This window comes from Fortiea sp. LEGE XX443 (assembly GCF_015206815.1).
Classification (GTDB): Bacteria; Cyanobacteriota; Cyanobacteriia; order Cyanobacteriales; family Nostocaceae; genus Nostoc_B.
This window is the reverse complement of record NZ_JADEXZ010000027.1, coordinates 20,432-38,912: the sequence shown is the minus strand read 5'-3', so window position 1 is coordinate 38,912 and position 18,481 is coordinate 20,432. Positions and strand designations below refer to the sequence as shown.

General features: G+C 39.4%; 13 protein-coding genes. 9 read left to right on the top strand and 4 right to left on the bottom strand.

All coding sequences use genetic code 11. The annotated features are described in order from the left end of the window. The first annotated feature begins 36 nt into the window (after nt 1-36). From IQ259_RS12510 to IQ259_RS12490, 5 genes are all read left to right on the top strand, one after another. The gene (locus IQ259_RS12510) at nt 37-858 is read left to right on the top strand and encodes an A24 family peptidase (protein ID WP_193885125.1); all 822 of its coding nucleotides are present in this window, start codon (nt 37-39) and stop codon (nt 856-858) included. Nucleotides 859-1,099: 241 nt separating this feature from the next. Continuing rightward, nucleotides 1,100-4,843, top strand: a complete 3,744-nt coding sequence (locus tag IQ259_RS12505; protein WP_193885123.1) for a PAS domain S-box protein — start codon at nt 1,100-1,102, stop codon at nt 4,841-4,843. 70 nt (nt 4,844-4,913) lie between these two features. Then, nucleotides 4,914-5,150, top strand: a complete 237-nt coding sequence (locus tag IQ259_RS12500) for a hypothetical protein (RefSeq protein ID WP_193885121.1) — start codon at nt 4,914-4,916, stop codon at nt 5,148-5,150. Further along, nucleotides 5,150-5,383: a hypothetical protein gene (locus IQ259_RS12495; protein ID WP_228014505.1), complete on the top strand. Its 234-nt coding sequence runs from the start codon at nt 5,150-5,152 to the stop codon at nt 5,381-5,383. Before IQ259_RS12500 ends, IQ259_RS12495 begins: the two co-directional genes overlap by 1 nt. 53 nt (nt 5,384-5,436) lie before the next feature. After that, entirely contained in the window at nt 5,437-6,480 is a 1,044-nt protein-coding gene (locus tag IQ259_RS12490; protein WP_193885119.1) for a hypothetical protein, read from the top strand. Nucleotides 6,481-6,804: 324 nt separating this feature from the next. Here the strand turns inward: IQ259_RS12490 and uvrA are convergent, their stop codons facing one another. Continuing rightward, nucleotides 6,805-9,687 carry an excinuclease ABC subunit UvrA gene (gene uvrA, locus IQ259_RS12485; RefSeq protein WP_193885117.1) on the bottom strand — a complete coding sequence of 961 codons (2,883 nt, stop codon included), beginning with the start codon at nt 9,685-9,687 and terminating at the stop codon, nt 6,805-6,807. A gap of 1,034 nt (nt 9,688-10,721) precedes the next feature. Here uvrA and IQ259_RS12480 point away from each other — a divergent pair. Then, a complete protein-coding gene (locus tag IQ259_RS12480; RefSeq protein ID WP_193885115.1) occupies nt 10,722-11,099 on the top strand; it encodes a Mo-dependent nitrogenase C-terminal domain-containing protein in 378 nt (125 codons plus the stop codon). 159 nt (nt 11,100-11,258) lie between these two features. Here IQ259_RS12480 and IQ259_RS12475 read toward each other — a convergent pair whose 3' ends face one another. Then, nucleotides 11,259-13,193: a caspase family protein gene (locus IQ259_RS12475; protein ID WP_193885113.1), complete on the bottom strand. Its 1,935-nt coding sequence runs from the start codon at nt 13,191-13,193 to the stop codon at nt 11,259-11,261. 199 nt (nt 13,194-13,392) lie between these two features. Here IQ259_RS12475 and IQ259_RS12470 point away from each other — a divergent pair, with 199 nt between their 5' ends. The 3 genes from IQ259_RS12470 to IQ259_RS12460 all read left to right on the top strand — a co-directional run bounded on the left by IQ259_RS12470 (nt 13,393) and on the right by IQ259_RS12460 (nt 15,183). Further along, a complete protein-coding gene (locus tag IQ259_RS12470) occupies nt 13,393-13,902 on the top strand; it encodes a hypothetical protein (protein WP_193885111.1) in 510 nt (169 codons plus the stop codon). 116 nt (nt 13,903-14,018) lie between these two features. Further along, complete coding sequence (gene rpmF / locus IQ259_RS12465; RefSeq protein WP_193885109.1) at nt 14,019-14,189, top strand: 50S ribosomal protein L32; 171 nt, start codon at nt 14,019-14,021, stop codon at nt 14,187-14,189. A gap of 388 nt (nt 14,190-14,577) precedes the next feature. Beyond that, nucleotides 14,578-15,183, top strand: a complete 606-nt coding sequence (locus tag IQ259_RS12460; protein ID WP_193885107.1) for a sulfite oxidase-like oxidoreductase — start codon at nt 14,578-14,580, stop codon at nt 15,181-15,183. A gap of 40 nt (nt 15,184-15,223) precedes the next feature. Here the strand turns inward: IQ259_RS12460 and IQ259_RS12455 are convergent, their stop codons facing one another. Next, complete coding sequence (locus tag IQ259_RS12455; RefSeq protein ID WP_193885105.1) at nt 15,224-16,606, bottom strand: aldehyde dehydrogenase; 1,383 nt, start codon at nt 16,604-16,606, stop codon at nt 15,224-15,226. A gap of 479 nt (nt 16,607-17,085) precedes the next feature. After that, entirely contained in the window at nt 17,086-18,231 is a 1,146-nt protein-coding gene (locus IQ259_RS12450) for a hybrid sensor histidine kinase/response regulator (RefSeq protein ID WP_193885103.1), read from the bottom strand. Between the last annotated feature and the right edge of the window lie 250 nt (nt 18,232-18,481).

Sequence of the window (18,481 nt, the reverse complement as noted above, 5' to 3'; positions counted from 1 at the left end):
AGCACAAATGACACAGGACAATTGACACATGACTATATGGACTTTTTAATGGCTGTTCCGGCAATTATTGTTGTTTTCGCCTTGGGTGCATCTATAGGTAGCTTTATCAACGTTGTTGTTTATCGATTACCTGCGGGTTTGTCGATTCTTTGGCCGCCTTCTCGTTGCCCCCATTGCTTAAACCAGCTAAAAGCTTATGATAATGTACCCGTGCTGGGATGGTTGTGGTTAAGAGGAAAATGCCGTTATTGTAAAAGTAAGATTTCTATTCGTTATCCGGTGGTAGAGGCGATAACGGGCTTAATTTTTGTCATCGTTTTTGTAGTATTTCAAGTTTCCATCGCCACATTAGGATATTGGGCTTTTTGCAGTTGGTTATTAGCGTTAGCGTTAATTGACTTAGATACAATGACTTTACCTAATGCCCTAACTCAATCGGGGTTAGTGCTAGGCTTGGGATTTCAGATGGTTAGCGGTTTTTTCTCAGAAGCCAGCGGAGTAGGATTAATCAGACACCTAATGATGGGGATAGTCGGCGCAGTTATCGGCTTATGGCTATTTGATGCGATCGCCATTGGTGGTTCAATAGCTTTAGGGAAAACCGCAATGGGCGCAGGAGATGCCAAACTAGCTGCGATGATGGGTGCTTGGTTGGGTTGGCGATATTTACTCTTAGCTGGTTTGATTGCCTGTACTGTGGGAGTATTAATAGGTGGAGTTGTAGTTATGCGATCGCAACGCAAAACGGGAATCAAAATCCCCTTCGGCCCTTTTTTAGCTCTAGGAGCAATCATAACTGTATTCACCGGACCGAATATCTTATCAGCCTACTTGCAGTTATTTAATCTATCCCAATAACGCAGTATTGAAAGCACGATCATTGGATTTCAATTACTTGGTAAACAGGTAGAAAAAACACAACTAAATATATATAAATAAATCTATCAAGAGTGAATTGATTCAATTGGATTTGTGAAAATCGCCAGACTCAGATTCTCGAATTATCAAAAAATTTGGGAATCTTGTAGTTGTTTACCTGAGATTGGGAAATATATAACTTAAGTTCATTTTATTTTCCCAACGGGTAAGCAACAAAATTATGGTCGGCAATCTGATTACTGTAGATAAAGATACTTACGAATCTCTGCAAAAAGAACTAATACAGTTGCGTCAGGTAGTTGTCCAGCGTCAGCACACCCAGTCATCAAGTAACCCAGAGCAAATAAATTTGTTTATTGAACATACGCCTGCGGCGATCGCTATACTAGATGATCGAATGCACTACTTGTTAGCAAGTCGGCGTTGGCGAGAAGATTATAATTTGGGCAATAAAGAAATTATTGGTCGCTCTCATTATGAAATTTTCCCAGATACTTCTCAGTCTTGGCGAGAAATTTACCAACGCTGTCTAGCTGGAGCCATTGAAAAATCCGAAGAAGATGTCTTTCCTCGTGGCGATGGAACCATTGATTGGGTGAAGTGGGAAATACATCCTTGGTACAACAATTCTGGTGAAGTTGGCGGCATCATTATCTTTAGTCAAGTAATTACCCATCGCAAACAAGCAGAAATCGCTTTAGCAAATAGCGAAAGGCGTTTAACAGATATTGCCACTAACTTACTTGGGGCAATTTTTCAGTTCACTAACCGCAATGGTGTTTGGATAGTTGACTATATCAGCGATTTTATTTGGCAGCTTGCAGGTATCACAGCAGCCGAAATGATGGAAGATTTTAATTGTTTTCTTGCCTGTGTGCATCCAGAAGATTTTGATAGTTACGTAGCCTCAGTCGTAGAAGTACTGGAAAATCCCATTTCTTGGCATTATGAAGGGCGCTTAATCAAACCCAATGGTGAAATTCGCTGGTGGCAAGGTGATTCAACACCTACACAAAATGAGCAAGGGGAGATTATCTTTTGTGGTGTACTTTTGGATATTACAGAACGCAAGGTAGCAGAAACCGCACTTAAACAATTGAATGAGGAATTAGAAGCGAAAGTAGAGGAACGCACCGCAGCTTTACGCCAGAGTGAAGCACGGTTTCAGAAGCTGGCAGATAACGTACCAGGGATGCTTTATGAATTCTGTCTCTATCCAGATGGTGCAATGTCTTTTCCATTCGTTTCCTCTGGTTCACGAGAAGTTTTAGGGTTAAAACCACAACAAATCAAAGCAGATGCAGCATTTGCATTTGCTTATGTCCACCCTGATGATGCTTCTGGGTTGCAAGCTGCAATTATGCAGTCTGCCAAAACTCTGCAAAATCTTAAATACGAATGGCGTGTGAGAACTCCCTCTGGAAAAAAGAAATGGGTTCAAGGTGTTTCTCGACCGGAGCGCCAACCGGGAGGCGAAATTATCTGGTATGGTTGCTTAATTGATATTAGTGAACGGCAACAAGCCGAGCAACAACTCAAAGAACAAGCACAGTTTTTGCAAAGCATCTGGGAAGGCGTAGACTACGGTATCTATGTTTTAGATGTTTTGGATGAAGGAACAGAGTTTCGTTACGTTAAATTTAATCCTGCCATCCTCAACGCTAGTTTGATACCTTTGAAACCTTTGTTAGGCAAAACAATGGCAGAATCGCTACCTGCTGAGATGGCACATCATTATCGCCAACGCTACAGGACATGTATCCAATCTCGCAAAACTTTATTTTTTGAGGAATCTTTCTTAGCTAATGAACAAGAAATTTGGTGGTTGTTCAATGTCACACCCCTTTTTGACAGTTCCTCCCAAATTTATCAATTAGTTGTCACCATAACTAACATCACAGAACGCAAGCAAGCTGAAAAAGAACGACAAATGTTTGTCTCACTAATTGAAAATAGCAGTGACTTTATTGGTATAGCTGATCTAGAAGGGAAACCACTGTTTATTAATGAAGCTGGACTTAAGCTAGTTGGTATTGAAAATTTAGAAATTGGTAAAAATTTCAGTGTTTCTGACTATATATATCCTGAAGACAGAGAAGACTTAACGCAGCACATGATTCCTGAGATGATGGAACGCGGTGTATGGCAAGGTGAATATCGTTTCCGACACTTTCAAACAGAAGAACCAATCCCAGTTGACTACAACATGTTTGTGATCAAAAACCAAGAAACTGGTGAGCCTCTGTGTATGGCAACTATTACCCGTGATATCCGCGATCGCAAACAAGCAGAAGTTAAATTACAAGAACAAGAACAATTTTTACGCACCATTTATGATGGATTTCCTCAATTAGTATTTGTAGTCAATGTGCTAGGAAATGGTGAGTTTCGTTTTGCAGGTTGTAACTCAGCATTAGAAAAAGTCGTAGGCATTAATCATGCAAGCATTTTTAATAAAACTCCAGAAGAATTGCATGGTTTGGTTGAAGGCGCAGTCGTGACTCAGCGCTATCAAAGCTGTGTAGAGGCTGGTACTAGTATTAATTATGAAGAATGTTTGACTTTCGATGGTCAAGAAACTTGGTGGTTGACAACACTTAATCCCTTGAAAAATAGTGAAGGTATAGTTTATCAAATTGTCGGCTCAACTTTGAATATTACAGACCGCAAACAAGCAGAAGCAGAACTTCAAGCCAGTCAGCACTTTATTCAACGCATTGCTGATTCTTCTCCTAATATTCTCTACATCTTTGATTTAGAAGAACAACGCAATGTTTACGCAAACAATGAAATTTCTACTCTTCTTGGTTACTCCATCGAAATAGTTCAGCAGATGGGAGAAAACCTAATTCCAAATATTATTCATCCAGACGATTTAGAGGCAATCAAACATAATCAACAAAAATTACGTACTGCCAAAGATGGCGATATTTTTGAGTTTGAATTTCGACTGAAAAAATCAACCGGTGAATGGTCTTGGTTATATAGTCGAGAAACACCCTTTACTCGTAATATTAACGGTAAAGTTAAGCAAGTCTTAGGTGTTTCAACTGATATTACTGAACGCAAACAGGCTGAAATTAAATTACAACAACAAGCCAAAAACTTGGAACAAACTTTATTGGAATTGCAACGAACTCAATCCCAACTTATCCACAGTGAAAAAATGTCTTCACTGGGTAACATGGTTGCAGGTGTTGCTCATGAAATAAATAACCCAGTTAACTTCATTCATGGTAATCTTATTCCTGCCAGTGAGTATACCTTAGACTTACTACGACTAGTAGAACTTTATCAACAACATTTTACCGATCCTCCAGAAGAAATTCAATCTGAAATTGACGCTATAGACCTTAATTTCCTCAAAGAAGACTTAATTAAACTTCTTCAATCTATGCGAGTAGGAACTCAACGCATCCGTGAAATTGTTCTATCATTGCGTAACTTCTCGCGTCTAGACGAAGCCGAATTCAAGCAAGTAAATATCCATGAAGGTATAGATAGCACTTTGATGATTTTACATAACCGCTTGAAATGTAAACCAGACCATCCAGAAATCGAAATAATTAAAGAATATGGTAATTTACCTCTAGTTGAATGTTATCCTGGGCAACTAAATCAGGTATTTATGAACATTTTGAGCAATGCTATTGATGCTTTGGATGAGGCTTTTATCGGTGAACAAGGAGAAATTTCTATCTACACTGAAGTCATCGATAATAACCGAGTAGCTATCCACATATCAGATAATGGTATGGGAATTCCTCAACATGTTATTTCCAAACTTTTTGACCCTTTCTTTACTACTAAAGATGTAGGTAAGGGTACTGGATTAGGTCTATCAATTAGTTACCAAATTGTGGTAGATAGGCATGGTGGAAAATTATCGTGCAACTCAACACTAGGGAAAGGTACAGAATTTATAATTGAAATTCCTGTAATTCAACTAGAAAATCGGAAATAACTCTAAGAGCGTGTTTGAAAAGTTTTTTGCTAGAATGATAAGCTGTTGATAATGGCTCAAGTTAGAAAAAATGGAGAAAGCAGTAACTCTAGAAGATGCTCTTACATTGGTAAAGCAACTTTCATTAGTAGATAAAATACGCTTGATTGAACAAGTTGCACCTCAGATTGAAAAAGAGTTGATAACAATTCAGCCGCAACCGCGAACTTCCTTAAGAGGACTGTGGAAAAATAGTAACATCTCAGAATCAGATATTGCTGAAGTGAGACAGCAAATGTGGTCAAACTTCCCCCGCGAGGATGTTTGATGTCTGATTTGGTAACTGATACCCATGCTTTGATTTGGTATTTAGAAGATAGTCCAAACCTCAGCACTGCTGCTAACCAGGCTTTTGAAAGATGCGATCGCGGTGAGATTGTTATTTATATTCCCACAATTTGCCTTGTAGAAATTGTTTATTTACAAGAAAACGGGCGTATATCAGCCCAAATGAAAACGCAGCTAGATGCTGCGTTAATAGCTGAAAATACTGTGATATAAAGGCACTAGTTAGCAATTGAAATGAGAAATTAAATTTTATAAAATTTATGCTTATGAAAATTTCACATAAAGCCTCTAGAGATGGTAATATTAACCCTACTATATATAATTACCTTCATTTGCTAACTGATGATACTTTACATCATAATACTTACAACATGCGCCATCCGTTAGCTATTTATAATATGTCTTTAGGGCGTGTTATATCTGCATTTGTTCCAATTTTGGACGAAATAGATAAAGTTCAAACAGCCTTATTAAATGTTAAAGGAAATATTAATTATGATTTAAGTAAATTTCCGACGCTTCAGAAAGAATTATTAGACTCATTACTTTCTCATATTGATGACTGCTATCATATTCTTAAAACTATTTATCCTCCATCGCAATCCCAATCATCAACTCTATTTGTGGAAAAATGGTTAGAAGAAGTTAAACATCCTACTATTAATAAATTTAAACAAGATATTAAAACCTATAGAGATTCTCTCGCTCCTATAGTTAATCATATTAAGCATGGGCATGGTAGAGTTCGTAGTTTTATAATCTATTCTAAAGATTCAAATTTTTTTGCATATCACAAGGAAAGCAGCGTTAGATATTATCCTTGGAATCCACGTATTCCTGGTTACTATATAGAAGGTGTACAAGCTGATGGAAAAATTGGCCCTGACCCAAAAATCCATCCTCAAAATACAGCCATTTCACTTAATTATGATTTGCGATATCACTTCGTTCATATTTATCTGGTTGGACTTTATCTTAAGAATTCTTTAGTTGATGCAATCAGTAAATTATACAAACGAAAAATAGATTTACCAGGACAGATTGAATCAAACTATATTTCCGCAAAAATAGAAAACGTTGCTGCAAGAATTAGCAAACTTCCAACACTGTTTTTTCCAGATGAGTTTGATAAAACTGTTGCTAGTGTTATTTATCGCAAGAAAAATGAAGAATCGGAGTTAACTGTAGAATATCCAAGTTCAAATATTACTAAATGGCAGGGAAAAGTTATGATGTATTTTAATATCCATTTAGAAGATAGAATGAGTACAGATTATCAATTACCATACGGAGGATTTAAATTTAAATAATTAACTCTTAAGAAACACATTGCATTGAGTCAGAAATAGGGATGAGTCCTAAACCAAAAATCAAAGCTTTTTTCTTGAGGTTATTGACTACCCGTTTTCTATACTGTTGCTCATAAGCATCAATACCAGGTTCAATGAATGTATCACCAAAATGTCTTAATCCGAAGTGAAATTAACTTAAACCAAGACTTCTGAAAATTATAAAGTTACTATTTGTTTCTGATTTGTATCGTTGTGATTTTTAAAATTAATTTTATATTAGTAAAGTAAACAAAATCATCTTTAAAATTCCTTAATTAAAGTTGTTCATCTTTCTACTAAAGTTTATTCTTTCATCGCTGGATACTGTTGTAACACTTGCTGTAAATATTGCCCAGTATAAGACTGAGGATTCTTCGCCACATCTTCAGGTGTTCCAACCGCAATTACTTCGCCGCCTTTATCGCCACCTTCAGGCCCCAAATCTATTACCCAGTCAGCACAACGAATTACATCTAAATTGTGTTCAATTACTAAAATCGAATTACCTTTATCTACTAGTCTTTGCAAGACATCTAACAATTTATGCACATCATAAAAAGATAGTCCTGTGGTGGGTTCATCAATTAAATAAAGTGTCTTTCCTGTGGCGCGACGAGATAATTCTGTGGCTAATTTCACACGCTGTGCTTCACCACCAGATAAGGTAGTTGCGGGTTGTCCAAGTTGAACGTAACCCAACCCGACATCAAATAAAGTTTGTAAGCGTGTAACCGCTTTCGGAATATTTTGGAAAAACGCTAAACTCTCCTCAACAGTCATGTTGAGAACATCAGAAATAGACTTATCTTTGTATTTCACCTGCAAGGTGTCGCGATTATATCTTGCACCTTTACAAACTTCGCACTGTACGTAAACATCAGGAAGAAAGTTCATTTCAATGACGTTCACACCCTGTCCACTGCAAGCTTCGCAACGTCCACCTTTAACGTTGAAGGAAAATTGTCCGGGTTTGTAACCTCTAGCCTTGGCTTCGACAGTTTGGGAAAATACATCGCGAATCACATCGAAAACACCTGTGTAAGTTGCAGGGTTAGAGCGTGGTGTGCGTCCGATGGGAGATTGGTCGATTACAATGGCTTTATCAACTGAATTTAATCCCTGAATTTTTTCTAATTCTTTTGGTGAAGGAACTTTTTTTGTTAAATGATGTTGTAAAGATGGGTAAAGTAATTCGTTAATTAAAGTAGATTTCCCCGAACCAGAAACACCAGTGACGGCGACAAGTTTACCCAGAGGAATTTCGACATTGATATTTCTTAAATTGTTGCGATGGGCGTTTTTAATTATTAAACTGCGACCATTACCTTCGCGGCGTTCTGCTGGTGTTTGAATTACTCTTTTTCCTGATAAGTATGCACCCGTTAATGATTTTTCTGCTGTTAACAATGCTTGTAAATCACCTTGAGCAATAATATGACCGCCGTGAATTCCTGCACCGGGGCCAATATCAACTAAATGGTCAGATGCACGGATAGTTTCTTCATCATGCTCAACCACAATTAAGGTATTACCTAAATCACGTAATCTAATTAAAGTTTTGAGTAGTCTACCATTATCTCGTTGATGCAAACCAATACTTGGTTCGTCTAAAACGTAGAGAACTCCTGTTAAGCCAGAACCAATTTGTGTTGCTAGACGAATGCGTTGTGCTTCGCCACCAGAAAGAGTCATGGCGGGACGGTCAAGTGTGAGATAATTTAAGCCTACATCTAACAAAAATTGCAATCTTGCTTTAATTTCTCGCAAGACTAAATCGGCAATTTGTAGCTGGCGATCGCTCAATTTTAAATCATCAATTCTTGCCTGACAATCTTGAATTGATACACCAGTTAAATCTAAAATTCCGTATTGTCCTAACTTTACCGCCAATGCTTCCGGTTTTAACCTTTTCCCACCGCAAACTTCACAGGGTTGGTCAATTAAATATTGCTCTAATTTTTGCTTAACTAATTCCGAACCACCTTCATATTGTCTCTGCAATATAGGAAGTACGCCTTTGAATTGGGTTTTAGCTGTTTCTTGGTTTTTATCTTCTCCATTTAAAATAATTTGCTGTTGTTCTTCTGTTAACTTGCTCCAATTTGTTTGTAATTCAAACCCATGCGCCTGACCTAAACTGTAAAGTAATTCCAAATAATAAGAATTATCTTTTTCAGACCAAGGAGCGATCGCAGCATATACTGGTGCTTCAGAATCAGGTATGACTAATTCCGCCGAAAATCTTCTTAAAGTCCCAATGCCATGACAGTGAGGACATGCACCATAAGGAGAATTGAACGAGAACAAGCGCGGCGATAATTCTTCCATCACCGCGCCATGTTCTGGACAAGCAAAGTTTTCTGAAAATACGATTTCTTCTTCTTTCGCTTCTTGGCTATCAGTAGCTAGACTCACAAGAATGTTAGCAATACCACTAGATTGTTTAAGGCACGTAGATAAAGAATCGACTAAACGCTCTTGAAGTCCGTCTTTTTTAACTAAGCGGTCAATTACAACTTCAATTGTATGTGTAATATTTTTATCTAATTCAATTGAATCTGAGAGTTCGCGCACATCGCCATCAACGCGCACCCGCACAAAACCTTGGGAAGCCAGACTAGATAACAGCTTGCGGTGAGTTCCTTTTTTACCTCGGACAACAGGCGCAAGAATTTGAAATTTCGTGCGGTCTGGTAAGTCCATGATGCGGTCAACCATCTGATCAATGGTTTGGGGAGCAATACAGCGATCGCATATGGGACAATGGGGTTCACCAGCCCGACCAAATAACAGCCTGAGATAGTCGTAAATTTCTGTCACCGTCCCCACAGTAGAACGAGGGTTATGAGATGTAGATTTTTGGTCAATGGAAATCGCTGGACTTAAGCCGTCAATCGCTTCAACATCTGGTTTATTTAACTGTCCTAAAAATTGCCTTGCATAAGCGCTGAGAGATTCTACATAACGCCGTTGACCTTCAGCAAAAATCGTGTCAAACGCCAGGGAAGACTTACCCGAACCTGATACACCAGTAAACACTATCAGGCGATCGCGCGGTAATTCCAAGTCAATATTTTTCAGATTATGCTGCCTAGCACCCCGAATCCTAATGGTATTTTGGCTATTGTGGTTGGTGTCGGGAAGACGACCATTGAGTAGGGATGCGGCTAACTTATTATCTGACATATTGGCAGGCTGATAGTGAGAGGCAGTATGAAACAGTTCTTAATAATACTATTTTTACTATGGTTATAGTAGAACAATAGTACTGTTTTCGGTAGGGATTGTCCCATATTCATGCCACAGAGATCTTTCTCTATCTGCTAATTTTGGCAGCATCCCGATTTTACATCCAGCTGAGGGCGAAACTATGGTATTGCAAATCTAACCGCAGATGTAGTTACATATGTTAGGACAGCGTTGATTGCTCAAAGATTTGTAGACGCAAAACGACTTACCGTAGAGTAGAAACTGGGCTTATACTCTACGCCTCGCTACCGCTAACAGCACTTTGCTGTATTTATTACCGGAGATTTATTTTGGTATACTGTCGAGGGATGTATAGCAGTAGCCAAGGCAGTTAGGACATCGGCCAATGATAAAACTCATGCACTAAAAGACTTTTAACCCTGTCACCTGCGGTCACTGAGCGGCTGGTGAGCGCAGTCGAACCATGCCGAAGTGTCACCTGTTCCCTGTCACCTGCTATAAAACCATTGTTAACGCTCCCGATGTCATGGTAGTTCTTGGTAGATCAAAAGGAGATAGACTGTCGATACCATAAACTGCAAGTTGCTTGACAAGGAATTTATTGATGGCGCTATTTGTAAGAAGAATATCTAATTATTAGCCTTTGTACCTCTACAAAATTCGCCTATCTGCAAATTTCTCTCCATAGCTAATGTTTATAGTTGCGGAAAATACAGATAAGCATAGTTATATTAAGTTTTGTAACTATTACTGCAAATTCCGTCCAACGATAGATGTCTTTATTAAAATTTAAACTGTGTCAAGTTATAAACAAGATCGGATTATTACACTACCGTTTCCGAAAAAACTGCGATTTACTTAACGTAGTAACAAAGATGTTCTGACGTAAATGATTACTATAATGTCTTATTGTATCTTTGTCAGAACAGGATCTTTCCGGTAAATGTGGTCGTCACATTGTATATATTCATCAGAAAGGTGAATACCCTCAATAATACAGAGGCTCAACCATGAAGGTATTCGATAATACCACAAAAAAGATTTTTCTTGCAAGCTGGGTTTCAATAAGTCCGGCAGAGGTTAGCAAAACTCATGTAACCCAGCTGCACCATCCAAATTCCCAGTCAGGCTTTGATATTTTTAAACCCCTACGGCGGCGGTTAGACAACATTCAAGTGCGCGATAGCGAATTAGCTCATCGTTTGTGCAAAATGATCCCGGCTCAATGTCCTTTTGAGCGTGATGTTAAATTATTTGGCAAAACCGTATTACACATTCCGCCAATGTGCAAACTCAACCCTTTATATGAAGAAGTAGTGAGTTTGCGTTTCCGCGCCATGTGCTATTTAGCTGATGAATGCGGTGAAGATGTTTCGCAATACTGCTAATACAGCAGAATACTGAGTGTAAACCCAGTTTTTCAAATCTTTGAGCTATCAACACTGTCTTTGTATATCTGACTACAGCTATATAAGAAATCAATGGTCAATAATCCAGAGTCAAAGCTAATTACTCTTGACTCTGGACTATTGGCTTTTGACTAATAACTATTTTTTTTGCCATTTGCGGATGGCTTCTTGAGCATCTTCGTAAACAGATGTGACCTCTGGAACTAAAGTTGCGGCTGCGATCGCAGCTTGGGGATCACCTTCCGCAGCACGGCTTTTCGCCAAGTCTAAAATCTTTTCGCTCCATTTATTCATTGATTTTTGTGCCAAATCAAATCCTGGTTGACCTTGGGGGACTCGCTTGGCAACTTCAATAGCACGATTATAAGTAGATGCTTGTCCTGGCTTAATTAAGCCATTAGCTGCATCTAGCAAAGTTTTGTTAGCAAGATATTGCTTGGCTTCTTGTCGCCACTGCTTAATAGCTGCTTGTGCTTGGGGATAGAGTGAGCCTTCCTTGCTGATTAACTGTGCCGCCGCAATGGCGTTGGTATATTGTCTTTGCTTGGCACGACCCTCAGCTAAATTAAGGATCATATTGCTCCAAATATTAATATTTTCCTGCGCTTGTTCGTAAAGCGGTTCCCCTGGCTGAATCTTCCGCGCCGTAGCGATCGCTAAACTGAGGTCGCTGGCTTGAGTTTGTCTGAGAGACATTTTCGCTAGGTCTAATACCGCTTGATTTCGCTTTTTTGACTCAGAATGAGAGGCTATTTGGGCATTAGATTGATTTTTGGCTGAAATTAACTCAGATTCCTCAGACCGATCATCAGGTGAGGCTGACAATATCTCTCGACCTGCAACAAATTTTTCTTGATTGCGGAGAAAAACTACTGTCACTAAAGCTACTACCAACATCGTTCCTCCGCTCCAAAAGACAAACTGTTGCCACAATGAGGTTGTCTTTTTTTCAGGTAAACGAGAAATGTAGGGTTGAGGAACATCGGGAATGAACCTACCTCCCAAACCTGTTTCTTGAGGTTGCTGGTTGAAATACTGTTCTTTGGCTACTAAGTCTGGTGACTGAGAGAATTGTTGTTCTTCTCCCAAGGTGAAATTTGGCGACTTCAACTGCGGGGATCGCTCACCAATAAAAGACTGTAAGGCTGGGGATTCTCCCCATGTAGGGATTTGAGGAGACTTAGCTGTATTTTTGGGTGACGTTGGCGCTAAGGGGGGAGCCGCCAAAGCCACAACAAAGTTTTCCTCTGGAAAAATACTTCCTTCTTCTTCGCCTAATTCATGGGGTGGGGTTTCAGTTGGTTCTAGCGTACTGGGGACTGCTGTAGTGGGGTGATTCACCTCTTGATGGGGCAAGATGGCAGGGGGATCAGATGGTACGATCGCTACTGGGTTTTGTGTAGGCCGCCAATAGTGTTGACATAATTCCGGTGTAAAATCACTTAAGTAGCTGTTTAAGTCTGCCAAATTGCTGCCATGACCAGAACGCAAAGCTGCTAACAATGCAGCCGTAAAAAATCCGTAACCTAGCTCACTACTTTCACGAGAAAATTGCTCTGGTTCACAAGAAAGAATAGTTGCCAGTTGTAATTCTTTTGCTAGTTCAATGGTTTCTTGCCCGACGGTTGCGTCTGCTTGGGTACTAGAAGCGCGGTTAATATCCAGCAAGACCAAAACATTTACTTCAGCTACTTGCAGGCTTTGCATTAGCGATCGCACTTCTATGGCAGTTTCTTGAACCAATTGTGGATTCCCTTCCACAGGCATCAGGTAGTCTTGTCCTGCGTAGTTGACACCATAACCGCTAAAGAAAAACCATACATGGTCTTCTGGTTGCCAACATGCTGCCGCCAAATCTTCCAGCAACAGCAGAATATTTTCTTTTGTCGGATAAGTTGATCTATCACCAATTGGTGGCGAAGTGTCTGTCATTAATAGACAGCGTTGGGGTGTAAAGTCCGCTTCTTGAACCAAAAAGTTTTTTAGCGCCTCGGCATCAGCTTGGGCGCAACGTAAAGGTTGAAAAAATTGATATTGATTTATGCCGATCGCGATCGCCCAGTAATTTGCCATCCCGCTCTTTGTAGGTTGTGGTTGACTTGCCTAAAATTGCGGTTGGCTTTGCTGAAAAAACAAAGCTAACCTATGTCTTATAGTCTATGGGATTCTTGCTGAACCCAAAAAACTAAGTAATTTTTATTGCCTTTAATTTCAGTAAAAATTCTCAGACAATTTCAATTACAGGCCATGAATAGTCAGGAGCTTTAAGATTATGACCAGGAATGTTGCTTATCAACTATCATCGATCATTCCTTGTTTATTTATTAGCCAAATTGCCAAAAAAATCCGGAGATTTCCATTAATACTTTTGCTCTTCTCTACTGTACCTGCATGGATTGTGGTAGAAACAATCACACCACAGATAGTCAGAGCTTACACTGCTAGAGTTGACCTAATTATTGACAGATTACCAGATGAAAACTATGAAACTACACTGCACAGGGCCGAAGCAACGGCTAGAGCCGCCGCGCAACGCAGTTTTGATCAAGATATATTAGCTACAGATGTATCAATTATCGTTTCCGTACAAAGTTACGGTGCGATCGCGCCAATTTTGTCCTTAGAAGTCAGTCGTCCCCAATGGCGTTCTCGTCCTGATGCTCAACGTTGGGCAACTTATTTTAAAATGGCGCGATCGCTCTTATTTTTTGAAAAAACACCAACCAACCCCGTTCCCGTGGCTCCAATTAATACGGTTGCGCCGTCAGATGTCACACCATAATACTTTTGCCCTCAGCACTTCTCGGCATTCTGAATATTTGCAATGGGAATACCATTACAGATGCCAATAGATGGCTTAGAATAAAAAGGTTGTCAAAAATTGCGATATCCGCTACTATGGCTGTTCCTAAGAAGAAAACTTCCAAATCTAAACGAGATAAACGTCGAGCTACCTGGAGACACAAAGCTGTTGTTGAAGCTCAAAAAGCTCTCTCTCTTGGCAAGTCAATTTTGACTGGACGTTCTACATTTGTATATCCTACCGCTGAAGACGAGGACGAAGAATAATAATTTCCCATTAGGGAAAAATAATAGCATCACCGAAGATTTGAGCGGTAAAAGTCACCGCTCAGGCTTTTTAACGATTTTTCAAAAGTTTTTCCTAGATTGCCTGAATCAATTAACAGTCATACGTAGTGGGTAAATAAAAAATCGGTAATGAATAATCAGAAAAATCCATTATCCATTACCTCTTACCCATGACTGATGATCAGATAATCATAATCAACAGTAACGGATCTGGATATCCTAATGATTAGGTGTTCAGCAAAATTAATATTCCTTTTCTTCCTGAGTCTAGTTGTTGATGCTCAGGCTCTCTAGCACAGTTAGGATACGGTTTAAAAGTCATCTCAAAATAGCCCAGTATCTCAAATAAACTGATTTTACTGAGAGTATGTTAGGAAAATTTTTTCGTAAACCAGATCAAGAACAGGGAGAACGTGTCCCTCCAGGACAACACCTAGCAAAGGGTTTCCCTGTATTAACCTATGGTGCAACACCCCAAGTTAGTATAGAAGGCTGGGAATTTCGCGTTTGGGGTTTGGCCAAATCGGCTATCTTCACTTGGTCAGATTTTCTGGCGCTACCACAGCACGAATTTACAGCAGATTTCCACTGTGTCACGCGCTGGTCGAAACTGGATGTCAAGTGGACTGGCGTTAAGGTGACAGACCTCATGAATTTGATTGAGGTAGAGCCACAAGTAGCCCATGTAATGGAACATTGCTATGGCGGCTACACCACAAATATCACAATCGAAGACTTTGTACGGGAAGAAAATTTCTTTGCTTTTCAATTATTTGGAGAGCCATTACCCGCAGAACACGGTGGCCCAATGCGGTTAGTTGTACCCCACCTCTACGCCTGGAAAAGTGCCAAGTGGATTAATGGTTTGGAATTTCTCAATCAAGAAGAACTAGGTTTTTGGGAGCGCAACGGCTATCATCGCCGAGGTGAGCCTTGGGCTGAAGAGCGTTATGGCAGTGGTTTTGGGTTTTAGATATTTGTAGAGAAGTTGCAATGCAACGTCTCTACATTTTTTACCCAATTAGTCGCTTGAGGAAGGATAATTTATCTTTATATGGAGCGTAACGCCATTTCAAATCCAACCAGAATGAGTTGCGTAGTACACTTTTATGGTGGGAAAAAGTGTCAAAGCCAGCTTTACCATGATAGCTGCCAATGCCGCTATCACCTACACCACCAAAGGGTAAAGATGAAACCCCAACGTGCATTACTGTGTCGTTGATACATACACCACCAGAGGAAGTTTCTTGTAAAACTCGCTGTTGCAGGTTTTTGTTTTGGGTGAATAGGTATAAAGCTAAGGGTTTTGGTTTGGAATTAATTAAGGCGATCGCTTCTGTAATATCTGTATACTCAATTACAGGTAAAATTGGGCCAAAAATTTCTTCTTCCATCACAGGATCTGTTAGAGAAACTTGATCAATTATTGTGGGCGCAATGTAGCGTTCTTCTGGTTTTGTTTCTCCACCAGCAATAACTTTACCTTGATTGAGGAAATTGGCTAACCTTTCATAATGTTTTTGACTAATAATTCTGGCATAATCAGGACTATTAGCCGGATGATCACCATAAAATTCTGTGAGGCTTTTTTTCAAGCCATTCAGTAAATCTTGTTTAATTTTTTTATCAACTAAAAGATAGTCTGGAGCCACACAAGTTTGTCCAGCATTAATAAATTTCCCCCAAGTGATGCGTCTGACTGTATGTTCTAAATTTACATCAGCATCAACAATACAAGGGCTTTTGCCACCTAATTCTAAAGTAACTGGTGTGAGATGTTTTGCCGCTGCTGTCATGACAATTTTGCCGACAGCAGTACCACCAGTAAAAAAGATATGATCGAACTTTTCTGCTAAAAGCTTTTGACTGGCTTCTACACCACCTTCAACTACAGCAATAAACTCTGGTTCAAAATATTTACCCATCATCTGGGTTAACAAACTAGAGGTGTGGGGTGCAATTTCCGAAGGCTTAAGAATTGAGCAATTACCTGCGGCGATCGCACCTACTAAGGGTGCAATAATTAAATTAAAGGGATAATTCCAGGGGCCGATAATTAAAACGACTCCTAGAGGTTCAGAACAAATTTTAGCCGAGTAGGAAAAAAAGTCTAAGGAAACTTCTGCTTTTTTAGGTTTAGTCCATGAGTGAAGATTTTTGATCGCATAATCAATTTCTTTGATAACACCAATTTCTGTAGCGTAAGTCTCGAATTCAGGTTTATGTAAATCCCCGTGCAGAGCTTGGACAATAGCTTTTTCGTTATCAATTATCGCTTGCTTGAGGGTTTTGAGTTTTTCTATTCGGAAGGCAATATCTTTAGTTTTGCCAGTCTGGAAAAATTGGCGTTGCTTCTGAATAAGCTCAGTAATATTAGATGATTCAGCGGTAATCATTATGTTCTCCTATATAGGAATCAGGTTTGATTCTTAAAATTAGCTCTGGGAGTAGTGAGTACAATACATTTCGGTTAATATCTCCATCTCGTTCAGATCCCCCCAACTCCTCTTAAAAAGGGGGCTAATAACCCTCTTCTACCCCCTTTTTAAGGGGGTCGCCGCAGGCGGGGGGATCTGAATCTAGGATGACCAAACCTTTATCCGAAAAGTATTGGTAGTGAGTAGAGAATAATACTGTTTAAGTGTACTGAGTTTTGTTCAGAAGTCAAATATCAGTCCTATAGTAAAATCTTGGGTGAGATGATTATTATATAAAAATGTATTTTTTAAAGATAATATTTTTGTTTCAAAATTTCTAATAATTATAAATACCTGGCTCTAAAAGTTTTTGATGATTAATCTGAATAAAAAATAATAAATTATGAGTTAGGCAATCAAAAAAATACATAACTCATAATTTATCATTAATTATTTTTTCATAGTTTAAATGGTAAATGCACAATAAATTCACTCCCCTTACTTAATACAGAATTCACAAAAATCTGGCCTTGATGTGCTTCGACAATACGACGAGAAAGGTATAGTCCTAACCCACTACCAGAACTTTTGTGGCTACCTTGACGAAATCTTTGAAACAAGGTGGTTTGTTCTTCAGGCGGAATACCTGAGCCTGTATCGACTACTACAATATTAATATAGTCATTACTAGAGGCTGGTGACGAGGCTCCAGAAGAGGAAATTTCGTTAATTTCTTTTACGGGTGAGAGGCGAATAGCTACATAGCCAGATTCAGTAAATTTGATCGCATTACCTATGAGGTTAGTTAACAGGCGGTGTAGTTCTAAGCGATCGCCCATGATTGTGCTAGTTGCTAAATCCTCAGCATAATCCAGTGTGATAGTCAGTGCTTTAGCTTGTGCTAAGGGTGTTAGTTCGCCAACTACTTCTTCGACTAACCGCTTTAAATCGACTGGTTGAAACGCCAGGGTTTTGCGTCCGGCTTCAAACCGATAAACTTCTAATAAGGTGTTTACCATTGACAGCAAGTTAGTATTGCTACGAGCCATAATGGTAATTGCTTCTTGCATTTGCGGCGATAAGTTACCCAATGCACCCTGCTCAAACAGCATTAACATGCGATCGGCAGCGACTAGAGGAGTACGTAAGTCATGGGTAAGACGGGACACAAAATCTTCTCGCTGACGCGCAATTTCATCACGTTCATCCATACTATGCTTCAACCGCAAAAGCGATCGCACTCTTGCCATCAATTCATCCACTGTCACAGGTTTACGAATAAAATCATCAGCGCCCAAATCTAATCCATGCGCGACGTTTGGTGCATCGTGAGCCGTAATCAACAGAATTGGGATATATTGCTGCAAGTTCATCTCACCGCGGATGTGCTTGGTGACTTCATAGCCGTCCATTCCTGGCATCATTAAATCCAGCAATACTAAGTCGCAAGGAGATGCTTCTAATTGTGCTAATGCTACAATACCGTTTTCTGCGGTGCTAACTGTATAACCTTCTTCTTCAAGTATGGTTTTGATTAAAAATACGTTATCTGGTGAATCATCGACAACTAAAATTTTGTCAGAGCGGGGTGATAGTGAACTCATGTGGGAGAAAAGTTTTGGGTAGATGTAATTTTTGGGCAAAACTGCTATATTGCCACCACTTTTTGGTTATTTGTTTTTAAGCATACATTCCGCCCGATAAAGTGGCACAGTCAACAATTTTACTTTAATTGTAGAAAATTAGAAGTCATTTAAATCAATACTTACAGCTTAAGTAATGGCGATCGCTACTTTTAAAGCAAGTCTCTTAACCCTCTTTTATCACTCTCTCCAGATCATAATCGCAAAGCCT

What these genes read in the sequence shown, in the direction of transcription:
- IQ259_RS12495 (WP_228014505.1), top strand. Translation starts at nt 5,150, where the DNA reads ATGTCTGATTTGGTAACTGATACCCATGCTTTGATTTGGTATTTAGAA.
- IQ259_RS12460 (WP_193885107.1), top strand. Translation starts at nt 14,578, where the DNA reads ATGTTAGGAAAATTTTTTCGTAAACCAGATCAAGAACAGGGAGAACGT.
- IQ259_RS12480 (WP_193885115.1), top strand. Translation starts at nt 10,722, where the DNA reads ATGAAGGTATTCGATAATACCACAAAAAAGATTTTTCTTGCAAGCTGG.
- IQ259_RS12510 (WP_193885125.1), top strand. Translation starts at nt 37, where the DNA reads ATGGACTTTTTAATGGCTGTTCCGGCAATTATTGTTGTTTTCGCCTTG.
- IQ259_RS12450 (WP_193885103.1), bottom strand. Translation starts at nt 18,231, where the DNA reads ATGAGTTCACTATCACCCCGCTCTGACAAAATTTTAGTTGTCGATGAT.
- IQ259_RS12470 (WP_193885111.1), top strand. Translation starts at nt 13,393, where the DNA reads ATGACCAGGAATGTTGCTTATCAACTATCATCGATCATTCCTTGTTTA.
- IQ259_RS12455 (WP_193885105.1), bottom strand. Translation starts at nt 16,606, where the DNA reads ATGATTACCGCTGAATCATCTAATATTACTGAGCTTATTCAGAAGCAA.
- rpmF (WP_193885109.1), top strand. Translation starts at nt 14,019, where the DNA reads ATGGCTGTTCCTAAGAAGAAAACTTCCAAATCTAAACGAGATAAACGT.
- IQ259_RS12505 (WP_193885123.1), top strand. Translation starts at nt 1,100, where the DNA reads ATGGTCGGCAATCTGATTACTGTAGATAAAGATACTTACGAATCTCTG.
- IQ259_RS12475 (WP_193885113.1), bottom strand. Translation starts at nt 13,193, where the DNA reads ATGGCAAATTACTGGGCGATCGCGATCGGCATAAATCAATATCAATTT.
- IQ259_RS12490 (WP_193885119.1), top strand. Translation starts at nt 5,437, where the DNA reads ATGAAAATTTCACATAAAGCCTCTAGAGATGGTAATATTAACCCTACT.
- IQ259_RS12500 (WP_193885121.1), top strand. Translation starts at nt 4,914, where the DNA reads ATGGAGAAAGCAGTAACTCTAGAAGATGCTCTTACATTGGTAAAGCAA.
- uvrA (WP_193885117.1), bottom strand. Translation starts at nt 9,687, where the DNA reads ATGTCAGATAATAAGTTAGCCGCATCCCTACTCAATGGTCGTCTTCCC.